Annotated in this window: 28 protein-coding genes and 3 pseudogenes; 18 read left to right on the top strand and 13 right to left on the bottom strand. The window is 55.5% G+C overall.

Going from position 1 to position 25,957, the window contains the following annotated elements:
* The first annotated feature begins 228 nt into the window (after positions 1 to 228).
* From CLH62_RS05950 to CLH62_RS05935, 4 genes and pseudogenes are all read left to right on the top strand, one after another.
* Positions 229 to 1,215, top strand: a complete 987-nt coding sequence (locus tag CLH62_RS05950; RefSeq protein ID WP_099617188.1) for an HlyD family secretion protein — start codon at positions 229 to 231, stop codon at positions 1,213 to 1,215.
* A complete protein-coding gene (gene rbbA / locus CLH62_RS05945) occupies positions 1,208 to 3,946 on the top strand; it encodes a ribosome-associated ATPase/putative transporter RbbA (RefSeq protein ID WP_099617187.1) in 2,739 nt (912 codons plus the stop codon). Before CLH62_RS05950 ends, rbbA begins: the two co-directional genes overlap by 8 nt.
* A 2-nt stretch (positions 3,947 to 3,948) precedes the next feature.
* A complete protein-coding gene (locus CLH62_RS05940) occupies positions 3,949 to 5,067 on the top strand; it encodes an ABC transporter permease (protein WP_099617639.1) in 1,119 nt (372 codons plus the stop codon).
* Between the two features lie 38 nt (positions 5,068 to 5,105).
* Positions 5,106 to 5,279: pseudogene (locus CLH62_RS05935) on the top strand (GatB/YqeY domain-containing protein); the annotation flags it as partial.
* A 60-nt stretch (positions 5,280 to 5,339) separates the two neighbouring features.
* Here the strand turns inward: CLH62_RS05935 and CLH62_RS05930 are convergent.
* A pseudogene (locus CLH62_RS05930) lies at positions 5,340 to 5,447 on the bottom strand (PEP-CTERM sorting domain-containing protein); the annotation flags it as partial.
* Positions 5,448 to 5,565: 118 nt separating this feature from the next.
* Positions 5,566 to 5,769: a hypothetical protein gene (locus tag CLH62_RS05925; RefSeq protein WP_099617186.1), complete on the bottom strand. Its 204-nt coding sequence runs from the start codon at positions 5,767 to 5,769 to the stop codon at positions 5,566 to 5,568.
* Positions 5,770 to 6,109: 340 nt separating this feature from the next.
* On the opposite strand from CLH62_RS05925, the gene CLH62_RS05920 reads away from it, so the two are divergent.
* Positions 6,110 to 6,778: a PEP-CTERM sorting domain-containing protein gene (locus CLH62_RS05920; protein ID WP_170005755.1), complete on the top strand. Its 669-nt coding sequence runs from the start codon at positions 6,110 to 6,112 to the stop codon at positions 6,776 to 6,778.
* 184 nt (positions 6,779 to 6,962) lie between these two features.
* Here CLH62_RS05920 and CLH62_RS05915 read toward each other — a convergent pair whose 3' ends face one another.
* Genes CLH62_RS05915 through CLH62_RS05900 form a run of 4 tightly spaced genes read right to left on the bottom strand, consistent with a single transcriptional unit; the run spans position 6,963 to position 10,356 of the window.
* On the bottom strand, positions 6,963 to 7,496 hold the full coding sequence (locus CLH62_RS05915) for a winged helix DNA-binding protein (RefSeq protein ID WP_099617184.1): 534 nt from the start codon (positions 7,494 to 7,496) through the stop codon (positions 6,963 to 6,965).
* Positions 7,497 to 7,498: 2 nt separating this feature from the next.
* Positions 7,499 to 8,803 carry a TRAP transporter large permease gene (locus tag CLH62_RS05910; protein WP_099617183.1) on the bottom strand — a complete coding sequence of 435 codons (1,305 nt, stop codon included), beginning with the start codon at positions 8,801 to 8,803 and terminating at the stop codon, positions 7,499 to 7,501.
* Between the two features lie 4 nt (positions 8,804 to 8,807).
* The gene (locus tag CLH62_RS05905; RefSeq protein ID WP_099617182.1) at positions 8,808 to 9,347 is read right to left on the bottom strand and encodes a TRAP transporter small permease; all 540 of its coding nucleotides are present in this window, start codon (positions 9,345 to 9,347) and stop codon (positions 8,808 to 8,810) included.
* A gap of 34 nt (positions 9,348 to 9,381) precedes the next feature.
* The gene (locus tag CLH62_RS05900) at positions 9,382 to 10,356 is read right to left on the bottom strand and encodes a TRAP transporter substrate-binding protein (protein ID WP_099617181.1); all 975 of its coding nucleotides are present in this window, start codon (positions 10,354 to 10,356) and stop codon (positions 9,382 to 9,384) included.
* 383 nt (positions 10,357 to 10,739) lie between these two features.
* On the opposite strand from CLH62_RS05900, the gene CLH62_RS05895 reads away from it, so the two are divergent.
* Positions 10,740 to 11,378: an SDR family oxidoreductase gene (locus CLH62_RS05895; RefSeq protein ID WP_099617180.1), complete on the top strand. Its 639-nt coding sequence runs from the start codon at positions 10,740 to 10,742 to the stop codon at positions 11,376 to 11,378.
* Between the two features lie 42 nt (positions 11,379 to 11,420).
* Here the strand turns inward: CLH62_RS05895 and CLH62_RS05890 are convergent, their stop codons facing one another.
* Positions 11,421 to 12,263 carry a hypothetical protein gene (locus CLH62_RS05890; RefSeq protein WP_143752350.1) on the bottom strand — a complete coding sequence of 281 codons (843 nt, stop codon included), beginning with the start codon at positions 12,261 to 12,263 and terminating at the stop codon, positions 11,421 to 11,423.
* Between the two features lie 132 nt (positions 12,264 to 12,395).
* On the opposite strand from CLH62_RS05890, the gene CLH62_RS05885 reads away from it, so the two are divergent.
* The 6 genes from CLH62_RS05885 to CLH62_RS05860 all read left to right on the top strand — a co-directional run bounded on the left by CLH62_RS05885 (position 12,396) and on the right by CLH62_RS05860 (position 17,208).
* Positions 12,396 to 13,094: a hypothetical protein gene (locus CLH62_RS05885; protein ID WP_099617178.1), complete on the top strand. Its 699-nt coding sequence runs from the start codon at positions 12,396 to 12,398 to the stop codon at positions 13,092 to 13,094.
* A gap of 76 nt (positions 13,095 to 13,170) precedes the next feature.
* Positions 13,171 to 13,893, top strand: a complete 723-nt coding sequence (locus CLH62_RS05880; protein ID WP_099617177.1) for a J domain-containing protein — start codon at positions 13,171 to 13,173, stop codon at positions 13,891 to 13,893.
* Between the two features lie 305 nt (positions 13,894 to 14,198).
* Complete coding sequence (locus tag CLH62_RS05875; RefSeq protein WP_099617176.1) at positions 14,199 to 15,017, top strand: transporter substrate-binding domain-containing protein; 819 nt, start codon at positions 14,199 to 14,201, stop codon at positions 15,015 to 15,017.
* A 153-nt stretch (positions 15,018 to 15,170) separates the two neighbouring features.
* Positions 15,171 to 15,836, top strand: coding sequence for an amino acid ABC transporter permease (locus CLH62_RS05870; protein ID WP_099617175.1), 666 nt, complete (start codon positions 15,171 to 15,173; stop codon positions 15,834 to 15,836).
* Positions 15,836 to 16,489, top strand: coding sequence for an amino acid ABC transporter permease (locus CLH62_RS05865; RefSeq protein WP_099617174.1), 654 nt, complete (start codon positions 15,836 to 15,838; stop codon positions 16,487 to 16,489). Before CLH62_RS05870 ends, CLH62_RS05865 begins: the two co-directional genes overlap by 1 nt.
* Positions 16,486 to 17,208, top strand: coding sequence for an amino acid ABC transporter ATP-binding protein (locus CLH62_RS05860; protein ID WP_099617173.1), 723 nt, complete (start codon positions 16,486 to 16,488; stop codon positions 17,206 to 17,208). Before CLH62_RS05865 ends, CLH62_RS05860 begins: the two co-directional genes overlap by 4 nt.
* Positions 17,209 to 17,333: 125 nt before the next feature.
* Here CLH62_RS05860 and CLH62_RS05855 read toward each other — a convergent pair whose 3' ends face one another.
* Together CLH62_RS05855 and CLH62_RS05850 are read right to left on the bottom strand one after the other, a co-directional pair.
* Positions 17,334 to 18,425, bottom strand: a complete 1,092-nt coding sequence (locus CLH62_RS05855) for an alpha/beta hydrolase (RefSeq protein WP_099617172.1) — start codon at positions 18,423 to 18,425, stop codon at positions 17,334 to 17,336.
* Positions 18,426 to 18,522: 97 nt separating this feature from the next.
* Positions 18,523 to 18,981, bottom strand: a complete 459-nt coding sequence (locus tag CLH62_RS05850; RefSeq protein ID WP_099617171.1) for an acyl-CoA thioesterase — start codon at positions 18,979 to 18,981, stop codon at positions 18,523 to 18,525.
* Between the two features lie 128 nt (positions 18,982 to 19,109).
* Here CLH62_RS05850 and CLH62_RS05845 point away from each other — a divergent pair, with 128 nt between their 5' ends.
* Together CLH62_RS05845 and CLH62_RS05840 are read left to right on the top strand one after the other, a co-directional pair.
* The gene (locus CLH62_RS05845) at positions 19,110 to 19,454 is read left to right on the top strand and encodes a PBPRA1643 family SWIM/SEC-C metal-binding motif protein (protein WP_099617170.1); all 345 of its coding nucleotides are present in this window, start codon (positions 19,110 to 19,112) and stop codon (positions 19,452 to 19,454) included.
* A 28-nt stretch (positions 19,455 to 19,482) separates the two neighbouring features.
* Positions 19,483 to 19,914 carry a DUF3010 family protein gene (locus CLH62_RS05840; RefSeq protein WP_099617638.1) on the top strand — a complete coding sequence of 144 codons (432 nt, stop codon included), beginning with the start codon at positions 19,483 to 19,485 and terminating at the stop codon, positions 19,912 to 19,914.
* A 157-nt stretch (positions 19,915 to 20,071) separates the two neighbouring features.
* On the opposite strand, the gene CLH62_RS05835 is transcribed toward CLH62_RS05840, so the two are convergent.
* Complete coding sequence (locus tag CLH62_RS05835; RefSeq protein ID WP_099617169.1) at positions 20,072 to 21,370, bottom strand: PEP-CTERM sorting domain-containing protein; 1,299 nt, start codon at positions 21,368 to 21,370, stop codon at positions 20,072 to 20,074.
* 548 nt (positions 21,371 to 21,918) lie between these two features.
* Between CLH62_RS05835 and CLH62_RS05830 the strand changes: the two genes are divergently transcribed.
* From CLH62_RS05830 to CLH62_RS05820, 4 genes are all read left to right on the top strand, one after another.
* Positions 21,919 to 22,653: a DUF2252 family protein gene (locus tag CLH62_RS05830; RefSeq protein ID WP_228152777.1), complete on the top strand. Its 735-nt coding sequence runs from the start codon at positions 21,919 to 21,921 to the stop codon at positions 22,651 to 22,653.
* Positions 22,590 to 22,931: a DUF2252 family protein gene (locus tag CLH62_RS21345; RefSeq protein WP_228152802.1), complete on the top strand. Its 342-nt coding sequence runs from the start codon at positions 22,590 to 22,592 to the stop codon at positions 22,929 to 22,931. The genes CLH62_RS05830 and CLH62_RS21345 overlap by 64 nt, the downstream gene beginning before the upstream one ends.
* A gap of 38 nt (positions 22,932 to 22,969) precedes the next feature.
* Entirely contained in the window at positions 22,970 to 23,839 is an 870-nt protein-coding gene (locus tag CLH62_RS05825; protein ID WP_099617168.1) for an NAD(P)-dependent oxidoreductase, read from the top strand.
* A gap of 72 nt (positions 23,840 to 23,911) precedes the next feature.
* Positions 23,912 to 24,367 carry a DUF4112 domain-containing protein gene (locus tag CLH62_RS05820; RefSeq protein ID WP_099617167.1) on the top strand — a complete coding sequence of 152 codons (456 nt, stop codon included), beginning with the start codon at positions 23,912 to 23,914 and terminating at the stop codon, positions 24,365 to 24,367.
* A gap of 105 nt (positions 24,368 to 24,472) precedes the next feature.
* Here CLH62_RS05820 and CLH62_RS21340 read toward each other — a convergent pair whose 3' ends face one another.
* The 3 genes and pseudogenes from CLH62_RS21340 to CLH62_RS05800 form a co-directional block, all read right to left on the bottom strand.
* Positions 24,473 to 24,694, bottom strand: a complete 222-nt coding sequence (locus CLH62_RS21340) for a DUF3096 domain-containing protein (protein WP_228152776.1) — start codon at positions 24,692 to 24,694, stop codon at positions 24,473 to 24,475.
* A gap of 41 nt (positions 24,695 to 24,735) precedes the next feature.
* Positions 24,736 to 25,086 (bottom strand): annotated as a pseudogene (locus CLH62_RS05810) (PaaI family thioesterase); the annotation flags it as partial.
* A gap of 86 nt (positions 25,087 to 25,172) precedes the next feature.
* A complete protein-coding gene (locus tag CLH62_RS05800; protein ID WP_099617165.1) occupies positions 25,173 to 25,910 on the bottom strand; it encodes a maleate cis-trans isomerase family protein in 738 nt (245 codons plus the stop codon).
* Positions 25,911 to 25,957 lie beyond the last annotated feature (47 nt).

The raw sequence follows: 25,957 nt of genomic DNA, 5'->3' as shown, positions 1-25,957 counted from the left end.
GGTTCTCTCTCTATTGTCATCATTGTCGAGGCCGATGTGTGCGGCTGTATGTGGAACGCCGGGTAACGGCTCCTCTGCAAAGAGGAGAGACAGGTAGCATGGTGAGCTGAGAGGTTCCCGCCGAGTTTTGAGAGTAGCCGGACGTGCTGTTCTCACGGATGACTTACCCACCTTTCGTCCCTATACTTTTTGCTCTGACTTTATCTGCCTACTTCTCAAGGATGAATCATGCCCAGTAAAGGCTTTAAAATCTTCCTGGCTCTGGTAATTGTGGCGGCAATTGCGATCGCTGCCTGGTATCTGATACCCAGGGGCGACGAATTTCCCGAGCACATTGCCTCAGGCAATGGCCGTATCGAAGCGACCGAAGTGGACATTGCGACCCGCATTCCTGGCCGCCTGGAATCGTTTTCCATTGCGGAAGGGGAATTGGTGGAAATCGGCCAACTGCTGGCAGTGATGGATACCGATGAACTGACAGCGCGACTGGCGGCAGCGCAAGCCAACCTGCATCAGGCTGAACAGTCCCAGCGCCTGGCTGAAGCTGTGGTTGCCCAGCGGGAAAGCGAGCGTCGTTATGCCCGCGCCGAGCTGGCACGCTTTGAAACCCTGTTAGACCGGGGCAATGTTTCCCGCGAGCAGCTGGACCGTGCCCGCACTGCGTCGGAAACTGCGGACGCTGCGCTGCAGGCGGCCCAGGCACAGGTAAGCTCTGCCCTGGCCGGCATTGAAGCTGCCCGGGCTGCCATCCGCCAGGTCCAGACCAACATTGATGACAGCCAGCTAACCACACCCGTCGGTGGCCGGGTGCTTTACCGCCTGGCAGAACCGGGCGAAGTATTGGCCGCCGGTGGCAAGGTCGCCACGGTGCTGGATGTAACCGACGTGTACATGACCATCTTTCTGCCTACGTCACAAGCTGGCCGGGTTCGGGTTGGCTCTGAGGCCCGCATCATTCTGGATGCTCTGCCGGATTACGTAGTGCCGGCGCAAGTCAGTTTTGTGGCGGCAGAAGCCCAGTTTACGCCCAAATCGGTGGAAACCCGGAGCGAGCGCGAGAAGCTGATGTTCCGAGTGCGTATCCGCATCAATCCGGATTTGCTCAAGGCCTACCGGGATCGGGTGAAAACCGGTGTGCCCGGCGAAGCCTATGTCCGGCTGGATGAAAGCCAGGCATGGCCGGAAAGCCTGCAGGTGAGCCTGCCCAATGACTGAGACCGTGGCCCGGCTGGATGGAGTCAGGCACACCTATGGGAAAACTTCTGCGTTGTCTGGCATTACCCTGGAGTTTCCCGCCGGTTGTATGGTGGGCCTGATCGGCCCTGATGGTGTCGGCAAATCCACCTTGCTGGGGCTGATTGCCGGAGCCCGGCAGCTGCAAGAGGGCAGTTTGCAAGTTTTGGGCGGCGACATGGCCAGCCAGCGCTTCCGCAACCAGGTGGCACCGCGCATTGCCTACATGCCCCAGGGCTTGGGTGGTAACCTCTATCACACGTTGACGCTTGACGAAAACATCGGCTTCTTCGCCGACCTGTTCGGCCTTACCGGCCCTTCCCGCAAGCAGCAGATTGACCGCCTGCTGGATGCCACCGGCCTGCTGGAATTCCGGGATCGCCCTGCCGGCAAATTGTCCGGCGGCATGAAGCAGAAACTGGGGCTGTGCTGCGCGCTGATCCACAACCCGGACTTACTGATTCTGGATGAGCCCACCACCGGCGTAGATCCTCTGTCCCGCAAACGGTTCTGGGATCTGATTGATGCCATTCGCCAGCAGAGTGCCGGGATGAGCGTGCTGGTCGCCACCGCTTATATGGAAGAAGCGGAGCGTTACGACTGGCTGGTAGCCATGGATGCCGGTGAAGTGCTGGCTACCGGATCACCCCTGGATCTGCGCCAACAAACAGGGACTGATAATCTGGATGATGCCTTTATTGCACTGCTGCCACAGAGCCGCCAGGCACAGGACCAGGGCTCACCTGCATCCACGCAGGACGCAGAGCAACCGTCTGATCAACGGCGAGACACACTCGCCATCGAAGCTCAGAACCTTACCCTGAAATACGGCAATTTTACCGCTGTTAAAGACGTCAGCTTCGCCATCCCCAAGGGCGAGATTTTCGGCTTTCTGGGCTCTAACGGCTGTGGTAAAACCACCACCATGAAAATGCTCACCGGCCTGCTTACGCCCACCGAAGGTGAGGTGAAATTATTTGGTGAGCCGCTGGACGCCAAAGACCTGGCTACCCGGCGCAAGGTGGGCTATATGTCCCAGTCTTTCTCGTTGTACGGCGAACTGACCGTGCGCCAGAACCTGGAGTTGCACGGCCGCCTGTTTCATCTGCCGGATGAGAAAATCACCTCTCGCATCCACACCCTGACCCAGGAGTTCGGGCTGGAGGAGGTGCTGGACCACCTGGCCGGCTCCCTACCCCTGGGCGTTCGCCAGCGCCTGTCTCTGGCGGTTGCGGTGGTGCATGAACCGGAATTGCTGATTCTGGATGAGCCCACGTCCGGCGTCGATCCCGGCGCCCGCAACCGGTTCTGGCAGCTGCTCATGCGGCTGTCCCGGCAGGATGGGGTGACTATCTTCATCTCTACCCACTTTATGAACGAAGGCGAGCGCTGTGACCGAATTTCGCTGATGCACGCCGGTGAAGTGCTGGCCTGCGACACCCCGGAACAGCTGGCGCAACAAACCGGCACGGATAACCTGGAAGGCGCTTTCATGAAAACCCTGGAAGCGGTGGACAAGGAGCCGGAAACCCGCGCCGATGGCGCGGTGCTGAACGCCGGTAATGGGCATTCTGGCCGCCACAAACCGTTCAGCGTACAACGTCTCTGGGCCTATGGTCGGCGCGAAGCCCGAGAACTGCTGCGGGATCCGATCCGCATGGCGTTCGCCTTTATTGGCTCTGCCCTGCTGATGCTGATTCTGGGTTATGGCATCACCCTGGATGTGGAGGACCTGTCCTTCGCGGTACTGGACCGGGATCAGACACCGCAAAGCCGGGATTACGTCAGTGCGTTTGCCGGCTCGCGGTATTTTCTGGAACAGCCGCCGATCCAAAGCATGGACGAGCTGGAACAGCGAATGCGCTCTGGTGAGCTGAGCCTGGCCATCACGATCCCGTCGGGTTTTGGCAAAGACCTGAAACGCGGTCGAAATACCGAGCTGGCGGTATGGGTAGACGGTGCCATGCCATTTCGGGGTGAAACCATTCTGGGTTATGTGCAGGGCCTGCACATCAGTTATCTGGGTGAGCTGGCGCAACGAACCTGGGGCGAGGCCCCCACCCTGAGCCTGGTGACTCTGGAAGACCGCTACCGCTACAACCAGGATTTCCGCAGCCTGGATGCCATGGTGCCTGCGGTGATTCCGATTCTGCTGATCTTCATTCCGGCTATCCTGATGGCGCTGGGCATTGTGCGCGAGAAAGAGTTGGGTTCCATTACCAACCTGTACGTGACCCCCGTTACCCGGCTGGAGTTTCTGCTGGGTAAGCAGTTGCCTTATATCGCGTTCAGCATGGTGAGCTATGTCAGCTTGGTACTGCTGGCGGTGTATGTATTTGATGTACCTGTAAAAGGGGGGCTACTGACCCTCACTCTGGGCGCGTTGCTGTTTGTTACCGCCACCACGGCTCTGGGCCAGGTAATCTCTACGTTTGCTTCTACCCAGATTGCTGCTCTGGCTGCGACCGCTATTCTGACCATCTTGCCCACCGTGCAGTTTTCCGGCCTGACCGAACCCGTCTCTTCCCTGAGCGGCGCCGGCGCCTGGATCGGTCCCTTGTGGCCGGCTACCTGGTTTCTGCAGATCAGCCGGGGTGTATTCACCAAAGGCCTGACCCTGGGCGATATGCAGGGCGCATTTCTGGCGCTGGCGGCGTTCATCCCGGTATTCACCCTGATGGCAGTGACACTGCTCAGAAAACAGGGGCGCTGATGATGGGATCGTTAAGCAATATCTGGCATCTGGGCGTCAAGGAACTGCGCAGTCTGTGGCGCGATAAAGTACTGATGGTGTTTGTGTTTCTGGCCTTCACTCTGATGATTTACACCGCCGGCTCTGCCGGCTCTATGGAGCTTCACAACGCGCCGATAGCGGTGGTGGACGAGGACCAGACCGTGCTCTCCGGCCGGGTGATCGACGCCCTGCAGCAGCCCTGGTTTTTGCCGCCAGACATGGTGCGCTATGACCAGATTGATGAACTGCTCGACCAGGGCAGCCACACCTTTGCCCTGGTGATCCCCGAAGGCTTTGAGCGCAAGGTGCGCCAGGGGCAGCAAGTCAGTCTGCAGCTGAATATCGACGCCACCCGCATGAGCCAGGCGTTTATCGGCACCAACTACATTGAACGCTTTGCCATGACCGAGGTAGCCGAATTTCTGCAACCGGGCAGTTCTTCAGACGGCCTGCCGGTAACCCTGGTCAGCCGGGCCAGCTTCAACCCGAACCTGGATGGCACCTGGTTTGGCGGTGTTATGGAACTGATTACTCAGGTGACTCTGATCAGCATCATCCTCACCGGTGCGGCGTTGATCCGTGAGCGTGAGCACGGCACCGTGGAGCATCTGATGGTCATGCCACTGAGATCGTTTGAGATCATGGCGTCGAAGGTGTGGGCTAATGGCCTGGTGGTGTTGCTGGCGGCTTCCATGTCTATCACTCTGGTGATCCAGGGGTGGCTCAACGTTCCGATTGCCGGCTCGGTCTGGCTGTTCCTGCTCGGGGCTCTGATTCACCTGTTCTCCACCACCGCCATTGGTATCCTGATTGGCACCGTGGCCCGCACCATGCCTCAGTTCGGCCTGCTGCTGATTCTCACCATCCTGCCCCTGCAACTTCTTTCTGGTGGTATTACCCCTCGAGAGAGCATGCCGGATCTGGTGCAGAACATCATGCTGGTAGCACCCACCACGCACTTTGTGAGTATGGCGCAGGCGATTCTGTATCGGGGTGCAGGGATTGAGGTGGTGTGGCCACAGATGCTGGCACTGATAGCCATTGGTAGTGTGTTCTTCTTTGCCGCTTTAGTGCTGTTCCGAAGGCATTTGTCGGTGTGATGGTCGGGGTTGTCCGGGGAGGAGCGCCAGACCATGCCGCCGCCCTTACCGAGGATGACCTGGACGCCCTGATCCGTATGGCAATCAGCTCAACCGACGCCCAGGGCATGCAAGACATGGGGCGTGTGATGAACGACCTGCGCCCCCAGGTGCTTGGTTGGGTCGATATGGGGCATCTGAGCAAGAAGGTACGGGCGGCGCTGAGTGGTTAGCACAAAAAACCCTCCGATCTGGAGGGTTTTTAGGGAACAGGGTGTCGGGGTGAATTACTGTTACTTTCTGCGACGAGTCAGACCGAGACCTGCCATGCCCAGCCCCAAGAGTGCCAACGTACCAGGTTCCGGCACCGGATTGACAAAATTGACTCGGGCGACGAAGTCGTTGAAGTCACGATCCGATTGAACACCGCCATCCTTAGCGGTCTAGATACGGTCTCCTTAACAGGTCTGACATTGCTGCTTTTCTGAAGTGTGCCCCGGTTACCTCACGAAGTGTCGATCAGAGTTCAATGAATCGGGGGGTTAGCATCAGCAAAATGCCAACAGCCACCAGCGCAAGGGTATTGGTCACGAGATACGGATACAGTATCAGGGCGATACCGCTGTAACGAGCGACCAGGTTCGACTGCCTGCGCCCGTAAATGAAATAACCGATTCCGATGGAACTGAAAATGAGTCCCCAAATCAGGTTAGCGGTTTCCATGACGTAAATGCCTCCGGCGCAAAACGCCTACCTTAATCCGTTTCGGGAGTTGATCCCACCGATTCGGGAAATCACAGACAGATATTTTTCCAGGTTCATTGCTCTCCTGAACGTCGACGCCTTGTTACACAGAGCAACTGATGAAGCCCTCCCTCATTTCATGGTTTGCCCGATGTATCCGGAAGAGAACGATGCTAGGCAACGAGTGTCAGTTTATTTTACGGCCTCCACAGGTCTCCATTAAAAAAATCCATATAATCAATGTGATAAGGATAGGCGTGTATTTTGCTAATACACATGTGTAGTGATAACTATGGCTAACAAAAAAATGGAGAACCCCATGAAAAATGGAAAATTACTGAGAAAAATAGGGTTGAGCCTTGCTGGTTTGACTCTCGCCGCGTCTGTCAATGCGGGAATGATCACCGAATGGTCTGGCGATGGTAATGATGTCCTGGTATCCCCTGTAGGTGCGGCAACTGTAATCACGCCGCACAGCGCTTGGGGCGATGTCAGTGATGACGCAGGACTGGCGGCCGGCACTGCCAAGTGGATTAGCTACGGGAATACGGGCGTCGGTGGAGTTGTCGCTCCCAATACCGCCGACCGCAATGACCGTTCTCAGGCGACAGCGCATTTTCAACGTACTTTCACAGTTGGAGGCCCCGGGGATCTCAACATATGGCTGCTGTCCGATGATACAGCTACTGTCGACCTGACTGGTCCTGGCGGCCTATTAAATATTTGGGATTCCTATGATGGACAGCTTGATCCTTGTGCTCCGGGTGGAACAGGTGTTCCAGTAGGTTGTTCTGAAGCTGATATGGGCATTACTTCTTTCACCGGCCTTTTGTCTGGGATCTATACGCTTGATGTGTACGCGTTCCAGACCAATGGTGATGTCTTTGGTAGTCAGTACGCGATCCAATATTCGGTTCCAGAGCCGGGAACACTGGTTCTTCTGGGCACCGGCCTTTTGGCTCTCTCGGTTCGACGCAAGACCCGGTAGGTCTCTTCGTTTTGCTTTCAGGGCCAGCACGTTCTGACCCGAAGCCAAAATAGTGCGCCGGAAAATGTCTGGTTTAATTGCCTCCCGCTGCAAGCGAGAGGCAATTAAACGCAGGTGCTCTTTCTATATCAGAGTTGCCTGCCGTTTGCTGGTTTCGCGGGCGTCGATCCAGGGTTTTCTTTATTTATAGCGATGCAGCGGACCGAGCTGCCTGATCGTAGAGCCCCGAGATACCGCGCAAAAAACTGGCAATTGAACCGAGATCGGTATTAGAGAATCCCAATGTCCGTAGCGAATCGACCAAACAGTTTTCTCGAATTTCGGCGTAGGTCTGGCAGATTGCCTCACCTTTTTCGGTGATTGAGTAGAAGGTTTCCTTGCCGCGACGCTCCGATACCACTACTTCGTGCTTCAGGAGTTTCTTTAGCGCGTAGGTGACTGTGTGGCTGTCTTCTACATTGAGTACCAGACAGATGTCCGCTGATTTCTTTGGTCGGGCCCGATGGTTCACGCTGTGCAAGACGAGGATATCAAGAGGGCTCAGATCCGGGAGGCCAGCAGCGTTCATGCAGCGCACCATCCAACGGCTGAAAGCGTTTCCTGCAACAATCAGCCCGAATTCCAGCTCTGAGAGTTCCGCCGCGCGCCCTGAAAGATGCGATGAAGACACGATCGGGCCAACACTTTTCCCGCCTGATGGTTGATCGTTATGCTGCATTATCAATTTCCCATTTGATTCGGTAGATAGGTAACAATTTCAGGGAAGAGAGTGATCAGAAGCACCCCAGCCATCAACAGCAGGAAATACGGCATTGCGGCCAGCGCAATCCGGATAATATTGTCGCCGGTAAGCCCCTGGATCACGAACAGGTTGAACCCCACTGGAGGTGTTATCTGGCTCATTTCCACTACGATTACCAGGTAGATCCCAAACCATAGCAGGTCGATCCCGGCAGCCTGTACCATCGGCAGGATCACGGAGGTAGTGAGTACGACTACGGAAATACCATCCAGGAAGCACCCCAATAGAATGAAAAACGCCGTCAGCGCCAGGAGTAGCATGTAAGGGGACAGTGACAGTGTATTGATCCAGGCTGCCAGGTTCCGGGGGATGCCTGTAAAACCCATGGATACGGTCAGAAAGTGGGCGCCCACGAGAATGAAAGCGATCATGGTGGAGGTTTTCACCGTGCCCATCAGAGCATCCATGCAGTTGGCCCGGCTCAGAGAGCCGCCACGCCAGGACAACAGGTGCGCCAACGCCACACCTACCGCAGCCGACTCCGTTGGTGATGCCAGCCCAGCATAGATTGATCCGATTATGCCAACGATCAGCAACACCACGGGTATCAGTGGCCTGCTACGGCGCAACTTCTCTGCCAGCGGCAAGGATTCTTCCTCTTCAACTGGCACACCGGAGGGGTTCATCTTCGACCAGATGCCCACGTAACCCGCGAACATTACCATCAGTAGCAAGCCTGGCAGAATGCCTGCTACGAATAACCTGGCGATGGATTGCTCGGTAGCAACGCCGTAGACAATGAGGATGATAGACGGGGGAATCAACAAGCCAAGGGTGGCAGAACCGGCCAGAGTGCCCAGGATCTGTTTGCGGTCGTAGCCTCGCTGGGTGAGTTCCGGTATGGACATCTTCCCGATGGTTGCCGCGGTAGCCGCCGACGAACCGGAAATGGCAGCGAAAATACCACAACCAATGATGTTGGTATGAAGCAGTCGGCCAGGAATACGACCGACCCACGGAGCAATACCGTTAAACATTTCCTCCGACAGCCGGGAACGAAAAAGCACCTCGCCCATCCAGATAAACATAGGCAGTGCTGCCAGTTCCCAGGATGCGCTGGCACCGTAAAACGAAGTTGCCAGGCTATAACCTATCGGAACGTTGCTGAGGAAATACAGGGCGGCCAGGCCGGTTGCCGTCAGAGCAAAGGCAACCCAAAGCCCTGCGCCGAGCAGCATCAGAAGGCCGGTCAGGAGCACCAGACTCATCCAGATCATGTCCATGGTTTCACTCCAGAGGGGCTTCGTCTTTGATATGGGTAATACGACCAGTGATCAGCCCGAGCAATACATCGAGTAAGGCAACCAGAAGCCAGATGAGTCCGACAACCATCACTAACTGCGGGATCCAGAGCGGAACCGGAACCATACCAATCGACAGATCGCCAAAGTCGTAGCTGTCATAGGTCAACAGCACGCTGTACCAGACTGCGTAGCCGGTGATTGCCAGCGCGATTACCGTCACCAGGAGGTCCAGGGCTTTCTGGATGCTTGCCGGAAGTACTCTGTGCAAAAGGTCAACCCGGATATGCCCTCCAACCGTCAGGGTGTAGGCCAGCCCGGTGAATGTGGCCCCGAGCAACAGAAACCCCGCGAGTTCCGCCAGCCCCGGAATCTGGAGGCCCAGGGAGTTCAGTCCGAGGGCCTGCAGGGCTTTGTCGAGAACTCGTCCGGACACCTGGAGCACCACCATAACCATGATCGCTGTCAGCTGTAATGCTGCGATGTACCCGCCGAAACGATACAGAGAGTCCAGAAACCTGCGCATGGAGATGCTCCGGGTTTTTTAGATTAATCAGGAGTTAGCGGGCGCGATAGGCTTCGACAAGTGCCTTACCGTCTTCACCGGCACGCTCCAGCCATTCCTGCTCCATCGTCGCACCAACCTCCTTGAGACGCTCGACCAGTGCGTCACTGGGCTCGGACACGACAATGCCGTTCTCTTCCATGATCGCGATCTTGGCATCGGTTTCGGCCTTGCTGGCCTCCCATCCGCGCTTCTCAGCTTCAGCGGCGGCCGTTTCAATCGCTTTTTGGGTGGATTCAGGAAGCCCTTCGAACGCTTTTGAGTTGACGATAACCATGTTCTTTGGCAACCACAGCTGAGCATGGTTGAAGTGACTCAGGTAATCCCAGGCCCGCGTATTGGCGCCGGTTGAAGGGGATGTGATCATGGCGTCGACTCGACCGGTTCCAAACGCAACCGGAATGTCCGGCACCTCAACCTGAGTTGGGACGGCGCCCAGCAATTCGGCCAAGCGTTCACTCGATTTGTTGTAGGCGCGCATTTTTACACCCTGAAGTTCTTCGCCGGTTTCCACCGGGAATCGGGTGTAAATGCCCTGCGGCGGCCAGGGCACTGCGAACAGTAATTTCAGACGCTGGCGTTCAAGACGCTCTGCCAGCACATCACGGGACGCCTGGTAAAGTTTCCAGGCTTCATCGTAGTTGCTGGCCAGAAAGGGAACCGAATCCACCTCGAACAAAGGATCCTCATTTGCCAGTCGGGACATGATCAACTCGCCGATGGGCACAAGACCACGGCGAACAGAGTTCTTGATTTCGGGGTGTTTGATGAGAGACCCACCACTGTGAACGGTTATGTTCAGCTCTCCATCGGTGGCTTCTTTTACATCTTTGGCAAACTCGAGAATGTTAGCGGTGTGGAAATTGGAATCGCCGTACGGTGTCGGCATATCCCAGTTCGTCTCTGCGTGGGCGTTCCCGATGACCACAGAGAGCATTAATGCAGCTAAGTGCTTGGCGTTGATCTTCATGTTTTCTCCTTACTATGCGCCGGAAGGGAGTGATCCGGGCAAATCGTTCATGGTTTTTGTTGTAGGCATCTTGTGAGACGCCAGTGGCACATACTGACTATTGGACATTGTGCTTTAATTGATCAAGCTAGCGGCCATAAAAGCATGTGTCAAACTTTTTACATAAAAACAATACGTATAATGACCACGTTTTGTGGATAAAATATCGATAAAATGTTTTTGTGGGGCGTTTTTCAGGCTGCTGTTCGTGCCAATAACAAAGCCAGAGGCGGCTTTTTATTAAACTGCGACATAGGGGCGCGCTCAGTGCCTTGATTTGTGCGAGCAGCGCACTCAGCTATGTATAGGATATTGACGCCAATCAGCTAACCAGGAGATCCGCCATGCATGTGTTCATTGCAGGAGCCAACGGGCAAATCGGGCAACACCTGTTGCGGGAAATGGCAGACAGCAATCATGAGGCACGTGCGCTGATCCGACACCCGGATCAGGGTCCCGAATTGCAGCAGCTGGGTGCCACGGAAACCGTGCTGGGCGATCTGGAGCAGGACTGCAGCGAGGCCCTGAGAGGCTGCGATGCAGTTATTTTTACCGCTGGCTCAGGCCCTCATACCGGGCCGGATAAGACTATCGATGTCGATCAGGACGGTGCGATCCGGCTGGTGGACACAGCCAGGGCCATGGGCATAAAGCGCTTTATCATGGTGAGCAGCATGGGGGCCGGAGAGCCGGAAAAGGGGCCGGAGAAACTCCGTCATTACCTTCAGGCGAAGCACAACGCTGATGAGCACCTGAAGAACAGCGGCCTGAATTACACCATTGTTCGCCCCGGGCAGCTGACCGATGACGACGGTACGGGAAAGGTTGCTGTGAGAGCGAGGCTGGAGGATTTCGGTAAGATTCCACGCCAGGATGTTGCCCGCGTCCTACTGGCGGTGCTGAATTCCGATAATACCGACAACCGCGTTTTTGAAGTGGTGTCCGGCGACACGCCGGTGTCTGAAGCACTGGCAAAGCTGTAACGTCCATCAGGCCCCGCTCAATGGTTGTGCGGGGCCTGTGGTTTACCAGTTGAGCCTTACACTCCCCAGAAGGGCATCGCCCAAACGTTGATCAAGCGTCCCTGCGCCCAGGTCCTGATACCGGACACGGGTATCCACGCTCGCGCCAATGCCCAGAACCACCGCTGGCCAAGAGCCTGAACCGGCGTTGATCCGGTATGTCAGCTCCGCTCGCCACTCGCGCAGGTAGAGCGCGCTTTCGACCTCCCGAGTCTGATCCAGCGTGGCCCAGCGATCTCCCTTGCGTTCCAGCCGGAACTCCCAGCGTTCACCGGGACTATGCCATCGCAGCAAGACTGGCAGATCGATTAGCCACTGGCCGCTTTCACTCGCGTGCTCCCAGCGCACCCTGGGAAGCCAGTGGAAAGACCCGAACCGATGATCACCGCCAACTCCGAGACTGAAGGGCGAGTCCTCACTAACGGCCCGGAAGATCGCCACGCGTCCATTCACCACATCACTGTGAAATTCCTGATGCTTGAATATATTGGAGGTACCGGCAATGCCAGCCCGCGCTTCCACGCGGTAGAGCAGGTGCTGCCATTCGCCCCCGAAGGTCAGGCGGTGCAAGTGGCCGTTATGCGCGGGTTGGCCGGTGCGTATGCGCAGAGGCTGATAATCGTAATCAACGCCGAACGTGCCCGCAGCGTCCTGGCGACGCCAGCCCAGTCCACGCTGGGAACGGCTCACCTCGGTGGCCGACGGCACATCTTCCGGCCAGTCGTAGGGCTGCCACTGGCGGTACAGCAGGTAGAAGTCACTCGAGGCCTGAACGGCGCGTGGAAGGGCCAGGGCGATTACCAGCAGAGCCACCAGGGGAAAAAGCCACGAGATCGCAGGATTCATGGTTTGAACGGGTTGAAAGAAGCGCCCTTTGAACACAATGCCGCCCCTGTTTTCTCGGGCCTGTGAATTATGATGCCTTTGCCCTACGATTATAGCGATACATTGGCTGGCCGAGGCGGTTTTCAGGAGTCTATGTCCGACAAAGAGCTACGCACTAAATCCGATAAGCAATCTATCGACCAGTTTATTCATCAGGTCCGCAAGCTGCCAAAGCAGAGTGACGGACAGCGAGGCCGGCTGATATTTGCCCTGGACGCCACCGCGAGCCGGGAGGCGACGTGGGATCAGGCTTGCCACTTGCAGAGTGAGCTGTTCATGGCGACCCGGGATTTGGGCGGCCTGGCCATTCAGCTTTGTTACTACCGTGGTTTTGGCCAATTCAAGGCCACGAAGTTTGTCACCGAGACCGGTCAGTTGCTGAACCTGATGAACGGCGTTTCCTGCCTGGGTGGCCGCACCCAGATCAGCCGGGTGTTGGCACACGCAGTGAAAGAAACCCGCGCAGAGGCCGTCAAGGCCGTGGTGTTTATCGGCGATTGTTGCGAGGAGCCGGTGGACGAGCTCTGCCATACTGCCGGAGAACTGGGCATGCTGCGAACCCCGGTGTTCATGTTCCATGAGGGCGCCGATGCCCATGCCAGGGCGGTGTTCCAGCAGGTGAGCAAGTTGTCTGGAGGCGCGTATGCGCCCTTTGATCGCAACAGCCCCCAGGTTCTCAAGGATCTTATGGCCGCTGTTGCGGTCTATGCTTCCGGGGGAGCCAAGGCGCTGCAGGACTTTTCCAGCCGCAGCTCCCCGGAAGTGAAGCGCCTGACCCAGCAGATCAGATAGCGCTCGTTCCAATCCATCAACAAGTCACCTTCCATCCATCGATGGGCCGATGGGCCGATGAGCCTGGAGTATCTGAGTGCCACTAACGCTACTGGTTATCGTACTGTCGGTTGTCGCGTGGGTCTGGCTGCGCAATCAGCCGCCCAGCCAGCGCAAGCCTGCCATCATAAAGCTGGCATTGATTGCCGGTATCGCGATGGTGGTTCTCATGGCCCTTACCGGCCGATTGCATGTTCTGTTTGCGCTGTTGGCGTTTCTTTTCCCTCTGCTGCGCCGGGTACTGCCATCTATATTGGCGGGGCGCGTGGCGGGTACGGGAAGGAGCGACGCAAAAGCCAAACCGGGCAACCAATCCCATGTTACCAGCGATATTCTCGAGATGAGTCTGGACCATGACTCCGGAGCCATGAGTGGCAAGATCCTGAAAGGGCCCATGGTCGGGCGAGAGTTGGCGGATCTGGGAGAGAGCGAATTTCTTGAGCTGTTGCGTTACTGCCGGGAGCAGGACGAAGACTCTGCCCGGCTACTGGAAACCTACCTGGACCGCCGGTTCGGAGACTCCTGGCGTGCTGACGACGAGGCCGGCGCTGACGGCGGGGAATCCGGGGAGGGTGCGAATGCCGGCGGCCCTCTGACCGAGAGCGAAGCTCTGGACATACTGGGGCTGGAGGCAGGTGCCAGCCGGGAAGAGATCATCCAGGCTCACCGCCGGATGATCCAGAAAGTGCACCCGGATCGTGGCGGAAGTAACTATCTGGCTGCGCGTATCAATGAAGCCAAAGACTGCCTGCTGAGCTGATTTCCCTTCCCTGATCCAACACTTTCGGTCAATTCTGTCTCTGTTTTATGGATTTAGCTTAAAAAATCTATTAATTCAATGAATTAAATAAGTATGTCGATGCTGCCTATGGTTTTATTGTCTAAAATACAAACAGCTTTCCATATTATTTCCTATTAAAGTTGAAGATTAAGGTTAAATTCACTAGCTGGCTGGGAACTTCAAGAGTTTTCACTAAAAAATCTAGGGTACACTTTTTGGGTACTCTTTTAGATGACTAAAAGTTTTTTTAATTATCACCCGAACAAAAACAAGAGAGACAAACTATGATCAGGAAACTCGCAACAGTAGTGCTCGCCTTTGTTGCGGCCGGCTCCATGAATGCGTCAGCCGACCAGCTTGACACCGTGATTCAACGAGGCACATTGAACTGCGGTGTGGTACTCGACTTCCCACCCATGGGCTATTTCGACAAAGACAATAATCCCGCCGGTTTCGATGTGGATTATTGTAATGATCTTGGTGCCGCCCTTGGCGTGGACGTAAATGTACTCAACCTTACCTGGGGTGATCGAATCCCATCCCTGGTTTCCGGAAAAACCGATGTAGTTATCGGCTCAACTTCCGATACCCTGGAACGTGCAAAATCCGTTGGATTCACCTACCCGTACTTCGTCTTCAAGTTTCAGGTAATTTCCCCGAAAGACAAGCAAATCAGTTCGTTTGATGACCTCAAGAACCTGAAGGTGGGTGCTGCACTGGGTACTACCTACGAAACTGAATACCTCGCCTATGCCGAGAAAAACGGCTGGGGCACGGATAATTACACAGCGTTCAAATCTGAAAACGATGCATTCCTGGGTTTGTACCAGGGTAAAGTGGACGCGATCATTTCAACCAACACCAATATCGCGACCAAGCTTCAGAGCGAAGAGTTCGAAGATTTTGTCGCAGGTCCCTTTGTACCCAAATATGACGACGTTGTCGGCTTGATCGCAAAAAGAAGCGAAGGCGCCTGGATCCAGTACCTGAACCTGTTTCTGGTGCACCAGATTCGCGATGGCAACCTCGACAAGCGGTACAATCAACACTTCGGCTCAGACGCGCCTGCGGATCTGATTCAGACCTTGAGAGATAATAAGTAAACATCCTATCGACAGCCGCCTGCCGGGCGGCTGCTCACGTTACTTATCGAAAAGCCTGCCGCAAATAGCTTTGTGGAAGTGCTTCGAACTCTGACCAGTGCCTGGACCAGGCGCTCATCAGAGCCCTCTTAAACCACAGAAAGTGGCCAAGGTATGACTTATGAATTTCACTGGAACGTCGTGTTCCAGAAAATGCCTGAGTTGCTGAATGGAGCCTTCGTAACCCTGCACGTGTCCGTGCTCGCCATGCTCCTTGGTATTGTGATTGCAATACTGTTGGCGATTGCCAAGATGAACAACAGCAAGCCCTTCTGTTATGTTGCGACGGCATGGGTGGAGACAGCCAGGAACACTCCGGCCCTTTTTCAGATCTATATGGCTTATTTCGGGCTGGGTGCTTTTGGCATTCATTTAAGCCCCTATGTTGCGGTACTGAGCGCCCTTGTATTTATCAATGCAGGGTACCTGACCGAAACCTTCCGGGGTGGATTCCAGTCTATCCCCAGCACCCAGTACAGTGCTTCCAAATCTCTGGGTATGAACAGCATCCAAGTGTATCGATACATTATCCTGCCGCAAATGCTCAGGCGTATCTATCACCCGATGACCAACCAGTTTGTCTGGTCCATCCTGATGAGTTCACTGGGAATTCTGGTTGGCATGAGTGAGCTTTCGGGAACGACCCAGAGGCTGCAGTCACTGTCATTCCGGACGCTTGAGTTTTTCATTGTGGCAGCGGTTATGTACTTCATCATCACCAAACTGGTGCTGATCAGTTCATCGCTTCTTTCCCGCAAACTGTTCAGGGGGGAAATCTGATGAACTCCTTATTCACGCCTCTGTCCTGGAACGATACGGGTTTTATTCTTACCGGTGTCATGAATACGGTGACCATCTCCGTATTAGCCATTGTGCTGGGAACCGTGCTGGGCTTGATCGTCGGTTTTATTCGTGCTGAAAGCAACAAGCTGGTCAACATGCTGTTTGGTGGGCTGCTGGATGTACTCAGAAGCGTACCGCTGATTATCCAGCTCGTTCTTTTCTCAACCTTTGTGGGCGCGGCAGGAATCCCCCTAGACCCCTTTGTGGCTGGCTCCATCGTGCTTTCGTTATACACCATGGCCTTCATGAGTGAAGTCTTCCGTAGTGGTTTCGAAAGCGTACCTGTATCCATGCAGACCGCAGCTCGGTCATTGGGCATGAACCATTGGCAAACCATTTATCATATTCGCTTGCCCATCGGTTTACGGGCGGTTTTCCCCTCCTGGCTTGGTGTTGCCCTGAGTGTGATCAAAGACTCTGCCCTGGTTTCTGTGATTGGTTATATGGAACTGCTGCGCACGTCCGAACAGCTCATCTCCCGTACCCAGCAACCGCTGGAGATTCTGATCGGTGTCGGTATCTTTTATTTTATTATTTCATACCCCTTATCTTCATATGGTCGGTATGTTGAGAGGAAAATGGCAATATGATTAGTATCCAGAATGTCCATAAATCCTTTGGTGATCTTGAAGTTCTAAAAGGCGTCAGTCTGGATGTCGCCAATGGCGAAGTGCTGAGTATTATCGGTGGCTCCGGCAGTGGTAAGTCGACCCTGCTGTACTGCATCAATGCCATAGAGGCAATCCACAAGGGCAAGATCATCGTGGATGATGTTGATGTCCATAGCAAAGACACGAATAAGGATAAACTGCGTCAGAAGCTGGGTATGGTCTTTCAGCAATGGAACTCCTTTCCGCATCTGACCGTGCTCGAAAATGCGGCTCTTGCGCCCAGAATCGTCAAAAAAATGAGCAAGGACGAAGCGATTGAAATCGCTAAAAAGGAACTCGAGCATGTTGGCCTGGGTGATAAATTCGATGTTTACCCAACGAAAATGTCCGGAGGTCAGCAGCAGCGCCTGGCGATTGCCCGCGCCCTTGCCATGAAACCCGACTACATGCTTTTTGATGAGGTTACATCCGCCCTTGATCCCGAGTTGGTGGGAGAGGTTCTGGATACGTTGCGCCTGTTGGCGGATGAGGGGATGACCATGATCTGCGTGACACATGAAATGGGCTTCGCCCGTGATGTATCTGATCGCGTGGCTTACTTTCATCAAGGTGTTATTGCTGAGATCGGTGAGGCAAAACAGGTTATTACCGATCCGCAAAATCCGTTAACGCAGAAATTCCTTTCAAAAGTGCGTTGATAAGCTGTTGCTGACTTGAATCCGCCAGGGGTCGGTCGAATTCTCGACTGACTCCTGGCGGGAGCGGAGGGAAGACTTTGCCCGGCTGTTGAAAACTGACGTTGACCACCGGTTCGGAGATCCTTTTACGTTGAATCCGCTTCCACCCGCGACAGAAATTCCCCGATATGCTCAAACGCCTCTTCCGCCTCCGGTAACAGTGGCGTAAACAGGTGCCACACATGAACCATGTCAGGCCAGGTTTCCAATTCCACCGGTGAACCAGCAGCCCGCGCTTTCTCTGCGTACCGCTGGGCGTTCTCCAGCAACATTTCCGATTCGCTGACATGAATCAGTGTTGGTGGCAGACCGTGTAATTTCCCGCGCAGGGGCGATGCCATCGGGCTGGTGGGCAATACCCGCATGCCCAGAACGGTTCCCCACCACAGCAATGGCAGCGGTACCCGGGACAATTTTTTAACCGTTGGCCCGAGCATGGCATCGGTTTTCAGGTTGGCACGGCTGCCCAGAGAGGTCAGCATCAGTTCGGTGGAGGGTGACAAGGCAATCGCTGCGTTCGGTGGCTGCAGACCCTGATCCCTTATCCAGGCGATGAGTCCGAGGGCATGGCTGCCGCCGGCGGAATCTCCTGCAACTACCACGAAGGTGGCCTGAGCCTTTCCTTTAGGGCCATTGTCCAGTATCCAGCGATAAGCCCGCTGACAGTCGGTTATGCCGTCCAGGTAGCGGTTTTCCGGCATCAGCCGGTAATCGACAGCGAAGACGCAGGCCTGGGCCAGCCGCGATAACCGATCCGTAATGGCGCGATGGCTTTTGGGGCTGCCGGCGATCCAGGAGCCGCCGTGGATATAGAGAATCCGGCGCTCGGGTTTTGCCCCGGGCGCAATGACCCATTCGCCTCTGGGAGATCCGCCGGCAGGGGAACGGATTTCCGAGATCACCTCCAGACCATCGCTCATGCTATCCATATAGTTCCGCAACGCCTCAACACGAGCCCGGCCATGGAGACCTTCAGCGGCGGTATGCATACCCCTGACCATTTCAAGCACCTGTTGGCGGGCCTCACTTTGGTGCTCGTGGGGTTGCTCGCGGGTGGGCGCTTCGGTGTCATCCCCGGCATCGCGGCTCCGGCGCAGGACGAACACCACGGCAGCGATCAGCGCGAGCATGATCAGCCCAAACCACATCATTGCGAACCAGGCGATTCCGAATATCATATTCAGCCCTTACAGGTTTCTAAAAGAACAGGAGCGCCATTATGACACCGTCCCCCGACAATCTTCGGAGCCCCTGGGGTACATTTCTCGCGGAATTCTAAGCACTTTCCCCCGCATGACTGATCAGCACCCCGGGGGCGCCTTGTGAGAGTTGTTCCCGGATATTGTCAGGAATCGCGGTCTTGGCCATCACCGAGGGCTGAATCAGAACATAGGTAATGTCAGCATCGGCGATCAATCGGTCATCTCCATGTCGGTAAAATTCCAGGTGCAGTGTAAAAGACGTGTTTCCCAACCGACCGGCTTTGATGCGGGCTTCCAGGACATCATCAAACTGTGCCGGCGCCTTCCAGTTCACCGTAAGACTGACTACCTGAATATCCAGGTCCTGGTCCAGCAAGTGCTGATAGTCGCCAAACAGTGTGCGGATGTACTCGTTAACGGCAATGTCCACGAAGTCTGCGTATCGGGCATTGAATACAACACCCTGGGCGTCGCATTCGCCATAGCGGACGCGTAATCGGAAACGGAAGGGTGGGTTGTGTGGCTCAGTCATGGGTTATCACCAAAATAAGGATTCTGCCTATATATCCAGTTACGTTAGCATGCTAAAACGTCTCGCCCAGCGGTAGCCAGTGTTTCTTTGAGCATCCGGGTACTCTTCCTCACATCAGAGATTTCAGTATGTCAGATAAATTTTTCTTCAAAGGCCGGCAGGATGCGCGCCAGCACCACACCGCTTACGGCGGCTTCCAGACCAACGCCAGTCAGAAGAGTGGCAGCAAGAAGTTCCCGCTAACGCTGGTGGTTACCAGTGACGCACGCAAGCAAGAGATCGAAGCCCGGGTGGCGAAGGCCAAACTGCACGCGAATATTACGGTTGATCCCCGCGAGGGCGCTGTTGAATCCATCGCCGAACTGACCGCACTCCTGAATAAAGGGGAGACGGTTACCTCGGCGACGTTGCCCTCCCGCAATGACCCTTGCAGCTGCGGCAGTGGCGTTAAATTCAAGAAGTGCTGTGGCTGAGGGCGATAACGGAAAGGAGAGGAATGCTGTGATTATTTGCGGAGTGGAACTGACCGGCAGCGATGCCGTGGTGTGTTTACTGAATCTGGATCGAGGGCAGTTCACCTTGCCGGAGTGCAAGGTGCGCAAGCTGTCGCTAACCAAAAACCACACCCGGGAAGACCTGAAACAGTTCCAGGCGGCATTTGCTGAATTGATGGCCAAGCACGGGGTGAGCAGCGTTGCGATCAAGGAGCGGATGCCGAAAGGCAAGTTTGCCGGTGGTGCCATCAGCTTCAAGCTGGAGGCGGCCATTCAGCTGATTCCCGATACCGGGTTGGAAGTGAGGTTGCTCCCGCCTGCGCTGATCAAGTCCACGCTGGCCGCAAACCCGTTGCCAATTCCGTTTGCCGAGACCGGCTTGAAGGTCTTTCAGGAAACTGCCTTTACTGCCGCGTATGTGGGGCACATGGCGAAATAGCCGAGAAAACCGGGACAGACTTGTTTTCTTGCTCCAGGGGCGCTCGCGGTCGGGTGAGACCCAGCGGTTGGCAGAAACGCTGGTTAGTAAAGGGCGCGCTTGCGACAGACTACGTCGCAAGCGCGCCCCGGTTAAGAAGAGCTGATACCGTTTGCTCTCAGGCAGTGATGCCCTTGCTTCGGCCGGCGCGACGCCGACCCAGAAGGACTACCAGCCCCGTTGCAAATAGTGCAAGAGTGCTGGGTTCCGGTACTGCCACCGATCTGACAGCGCTAATGCGCAAGGTGAACGTTTCCCGGCCACCTAGGTCCTGGTCCAAGTTGAATGGGTTACTAAACAGGTCCAGGTTTACGGGATCAATAAAGTAGCTCACGTTGAACTTGGCAAGGTCTTCAATCGCGTCGGTGCCAGCCAGGCAGGCAGTTCCGGGAACAGCCTCGTCAGGGCATGCCGCAAGCTCAAGATTACTTGCCTGTGCCGCCAACGCGTCCTCGACGTCAGCAATACTGTCATACTGATCGCCTTCGTTTCCTTCAGCGGTGGTCAGGATATTACCATCGGCATCAAGCGCCCGGTTCATGATCCATTTGCCTGTGGCGGCATCGAAGTGGGCCATCAGGACAGCATCGGTTGAGGGATCGCCGTCATCGTCATAGAAGTAGCCATCGGGTGCCATGGAATAGGACATCCAGTCACCGAACAGGGCCTCATAGCCAAACTCGCCGCCAAACAGACCCGTGGTCTGGAACAGGTCCTCGTTCACCAGATCCAGGCCGAAGCCGCTGCGCTCACCGCTGAAGTAACCCCGGAGGCGATCACGCTCTTCGTCCTCACCAAACAGCCCTTGGGCAAAGAGTGAACTGAACTCGCTCCCCTTTGGTTCCTCGCCGAAGTCAACGAAACTTAAGCCGTCGCCTTCGCTGGAGTACTCAAACGTGTCTCCGATGCCGAATCCCAGGCCGATGTTGAATCCGCCCAGGGTGCCGCCTGTGCTGTTGCCGTACTTCTGGAAGACCCTGTAGAGCCCGTCATTGTCTTCATTTAACGAATTGCCGCTCAAATCGAATACCAGGTCGATCGGGCCGACTTCCGTTTGGTCGAGCTTGAATCGCTTGCCGCTCTGGAACTCGCCGTTACAGGTTGCGCTGCCAGCGGCCATGATGCAGTTATCAACCGGAGAGCCTGAAACCCCAACCGGAGCATCGTTGACGACCTTGAGTCCGGGTTCCGCACCCTCATCCAGATCGTATTTGATATAGCCGTTGGTATTGGCTGAACTATCCACGGGAGCCTTGTCGTAGATCGTGCTGAAGTAATTCCCGTCGCTGTCGGGGCCCGAAACAACCACATTGTCCAGATTCCAGTCGGTAATTTGCGCAGCGAACGCAGAGCCGGTTGAAAGCCCGGCGATGACCAGGGCCAAAGTTGAACGTAAGAAGCGGTCCGATAGCTTCATGTTTAATCTCCAGTTTTTCTTCGTAGAGGTTTTGCTCAGCCTTTGGAAACGAAGATTCCCCCAGCTGGCACGGCCGATCTAGCAGGCTTTGCGCCAGGCTTTTAGAAATAACTAAATAACAGCCAGTTATGAGTGGTCCGATTACGGAACCCGATGTGGGGGGAGGACGTGCTTAACAGTGATGTAAAAGTAATCGACGCTATTTTGAGTACATGTAAATCTACAGTGCATAGCTGTGATGCTGATTGAAGTTTTTGGTGTAAAAGTATTCGACATGAGGGTGTGAAGGTGTAACTTCATTTGAAAAGAAAAAACCGAAAAATACCGGGAAAAGGGGATCGTTATGATGACAGCAGTCAGGAAGCCGGTCATCGATCGTTCGTTTCAGGTAGCGAACACCGCTTAGGTCCGCATAATCAGCCGCAGAGCTGTGGTGGCTCGTCAATGGGAAGGCGGCTTTAATTCTGGGTTGCTCCAATCCTGTGACGTTCCAGTCTCCGTGTTAGGCTGATCCTCTAACTCCTGCAATCGAGCAAAGAGAGCCGAACATGATCAAAGACCTGACGCTCCATAACCGCGACCAGCAGGTTATCCAGGCGATTGCCGAACACAATGCAGACCTGAATGCCGCCGCCCGGAAAAAGAAGTTTGCTGCTATGTCCGAGTCTGCTTATCGGTTCTTCCGGGGCACCAGCCACCTGTTCTGGCAGGATATGTACAACGACTGGCGGTTTGCGCTGTTTGGCGGGGTGTCCGGAACTCAGACCTGGATACAGGGCGATGCCCATGTGTACAACTTCGGGGCATTTGCCAACCATGACGGCAACGTGATCTACGGTCTGGATGACTTTGATGACGCCGTGGTGTCCGACTACCAATACGACCTGTGGCGCCTGGCCGTTAGCCTGGTGCTGGACACCCGGGCCAATGGCGTCTTTGATGATTCCGCCGGCACCAAAGCCCTGGAGGCACTGGTGGAAGGCTATCTCGAGACAGCGACCCGTTACCATAAGGACGACCTGGGGCAGGAAGTCCATTTCACTGCGGATACGGCTGGCAAGCCGCTGAAGAAGTTCCTGGAGAAGGTCGGCAAGAAGAAAGGCCGCAAACGCATGCTGGATAAGTGGACCCGGCTGCAGAAGAATGGCAAGCGTGTTTTCGACGCCACCAATCCGAAGCTCAAACGCCTGTCTCCCGCCATGCGGCCGCCTTCCGGGCCCTGGCGGAACACCCGGACCGCTACCTTGGCTGGCTGGAATTTGATGGAGCAGTGTTCTCGGTGAGAGAGCGGTCGCCGTTCAAGGACGACTTTCCCACCGACAAACTTGTGAAGAAGAAACACTTGCGCAAGATGGCGGCTGCCTGGGGAGAGGTATTGGCGACCGAGCACAAGCGTGCCAGTCGTTCGCTCAACCCAAACGAGCCGTTCCTGTTCGAGGATTCCCTGAAGCAGCTGACCAAAGGCCGGGAGAGCGAGTTTGTCACGCTGGTGGGAGCCATTGCTAACCACTATGCGGAGTGTGTGGAGCGGGATTTTCAGACATTTTTTGAGTCTTTTTAATCCGGATCAGGTCTTTTGGAACTACAACGGAGAATTGTATGAACGTCGCATTTATCGGTCTTGGCATCATGGGCAGTCGCATGGCGAACAATCTGCTCAATCATAACGGAATCAAACTAACGGTTTTCAACCGGTCTCCCGAGGCAATGGCCCCACTCAAAAATGCCGGCGCCCGGACTGCTGATTCCGCCCGGGACGCGGTGGCTGATGCCGAGGTGGTATTCACCATGCTCAGTGCCCCGGAGGTGGTGGAAAAGGTCGCCTTTGGTGATGACGGCTTTGTCGGTGCGATGGACGAAGGCGCACTCTGGATCAATTGCTCAACCGTGAATCCTTCATACACTCGCGAGTGCGATGAACGGTCTCGCGCCAGGGGGGTACGCTTTCTGGATGCTCCCGTGGCGGGTACCAAAATGCCGGCAGAAACGGGTGAGCTGACGTTCCTGCTCGGGGGTGAATCGGTCGATATTGAGCAAGTTCGGCCATTGCTCGAGCAAATGGGCCAGAAAATTCTGCATGTTGGTCCTGCCGGGCAGGGCAGTGGCTTCAAAATGCTGGTCAATGCCTTGCTCGCCCAGAACATGCTGGTGTACTCCGAAACCGCATTGCTGGGTGAGAAGCTTGGCTTCAGCAGGGATTTCTTAATGGACACCCTGCCAAACCTGCCGGTTACCGCGCCCTTCCTGAAGGGTAAGGCCGGACTCATAAAGGCGGGCGACTACGAAGCCCAGTTTCCGTTGGAACTGATGCTCAAGGATTTGCAGCTTTTGGATGTGACCGCCTACGAAAAAAAGCAGCCGCTGTTTCTGGCAGGTGTGGCCAAATCTATCTTTGGTCAGGCTAATAGTGCCGGGCACGGACGCGAGGACTTTGCAGCGGTATTCGATTACCTGGAAAAGCTTGGCTAGTTTCCCGAGCCCCCGGCAGCTACAGGGGAATAACATTGGATATCGGAACAGTGTGAGTTTTCTGGAGATGTAATGGCGAAACCTACCCAAGCCCAACAAAGGGCGATCCTCGAGCGGCTGGAGAAGTTCAGCCGATATACCGACAGCAGCATCGGCATACCCTTTACCCGATTCAGGATTGGTATGGAGGCAATTATCGGCCTGGTACCGGTGGTGGGCGACATGGCCGGCCTGGTGTTGTCTGGCTATGTTCTGCTCGAGGCTCAGCGAGCGGGCGCCAGCAAGGATGTGAAGCTGCGTATGCTGCGCAATATGGGGATCGATTTCGTCGGTGGTCTGTTGCCGGTTGTAGGCGATGCCTTTGACGCCATCTACAAGGCCAACACCCGCAACACCCGGTTGCTGAAAAACTATCTGGAAGAGCAGCTCGCGGTCGAGCCGCCTCCGCCACCCTTTCCCTGGGTGACCCTGATCTGGTTGTCCGTTCTGTTTGCCGTGATTACGGGTGGGTTGACGCTCATTTTCTAATGGGCGAGCGCCTGACCCAACCCTGGCTGGGGTATGAATGTGAAGGCGGTTTTCAGGGCATTGAGGGTTCCTTCGTCAGACCTGGGAAATGTTCCTCGCCGCGATTTAAAAGGAGTGCCCCAATAAGCCGAGTACTCCCAGAACAATCAGGTAACCGGCGACAATGTAGTTAAGCAATTTGGGAAAAACCAGGATGCCGATGCCGGCGCCGAGGCTGATGAGAGGAGCGAGTTCCAGGTGCAAAGTCATGGCGGATTCTCTTGTGGTGCTGCTTTCTGAAGGGTTCGAGTAAACCTCAAGAAGATTGGCATTCGAGGCGTCGGACATCAAGGACCTCTTGGGTAGTTTGTGAGTTGTGAGTGTATTCTTCAATACTGGTTTAGTGAGAATTGTCCACTCAGGCCCCAAGTTGGTCGGATTCTCCGCCGGTCGAATGGAAAGTCCAACCCATCTCGGGAATCCCCTGCCTTGGTAATCGTGCCCTGAGCAACAGCTACCATCCGTTCTTCACCCTCGGCGATGGCAATAACCTGGCATTGGCAGACGGCCTGCCGTTTGCCGGCCGATATCACGGACGCCTTTGCGATCAGTATTTCTCCAATGGTCGGCCTGAGGTAATTGATCTTGTACTCGGATCTAACCGAATCACCCAGAACCGAGCCACCGGCGTAGGTGAGCGCGTTGTCTGCCAGGTAGCTGACCACGCCGCCGTGGACGAATCCGTGTTGCTGTTAAGGAATCCACCGGGCGCCATAGGGAATGGATGCGTCTGTTATCAGCCCGCCGGCGAGTTCAGCCATACTGTTCACGGCACCGATTCAAACAGCCTGCCCAGTCCGGACTGGGGCGTCAGTTTTCCGCATAGGCGCAGAGCTTCCCAGAAACTCACCTGGTTGGCCGTCAGCACCGGCTTCCCGGTCGCCTTCTCGAGATCGGTCAGCCATGCCACAGAGTGGAGGGCGGTGTCGGGAATGAGCAGTGCGTCGGCATGGTTGCGGGTGTTGGCCAGTGCAAAGTTGATGACCTCGTCCTTCTCCAGCGTGCTCACCTCCGCAGCCGTTTCGATTCCGCGGCTTGCAAGATGCACTACCTCAATATCGAAATGGTTGAGGAATTCCCGGAATCGCTGTGCGACATCCTCGGGATAGGTGGCGGCAATGGCTACCTTTCCCGCATCAATCGCTTTGACTGCTCTGGCGAACGCCATGGCCGTTGTGGACGCGGGCACACGGAGGAGTTTCTCAAGAGTGTCGATCTGTTGGCGGATGCCATCCAGGCCAAGTACGAAACTGGCACTGGTGGAGGTCCACATTACCGATTCAATCGCTGAGCCGGCAAGGGCTTCCGCGCCTTTCGAAAGTCGGCTGACACTGCCCATTTCACTGAGGGCCTCAACGGTGTGGGCGTCTTCCAGAAACTCGGTGTGGACGAGAGTGACCTGGGCTGGTGGCTCTACCATGGAACCGAGCAGTGGATAATCATCCTCGGCCGCATGGCCTGGGTAGAGAAATCCGAGTCTGGCGGGAGCTGATGTGTGGCTCATAGGTCGCTTCCTCTCATCCAAGTCTTTGTCGAATGTACTCTCCAATG

It is taken from the genome of Marinobacter guineae, assembly GCF_002744735.1.
Classification (GTDB): domain Bacteria; phylum Pseudomonadota; class Gammaproteobacteria; order Pseudomonadales; family Oleiphilaceae; genus Marinobacter; species Marinobacter guineae.
This window is presented reverse-complemented; position numbering and strand designations above follow the sequence as displayed.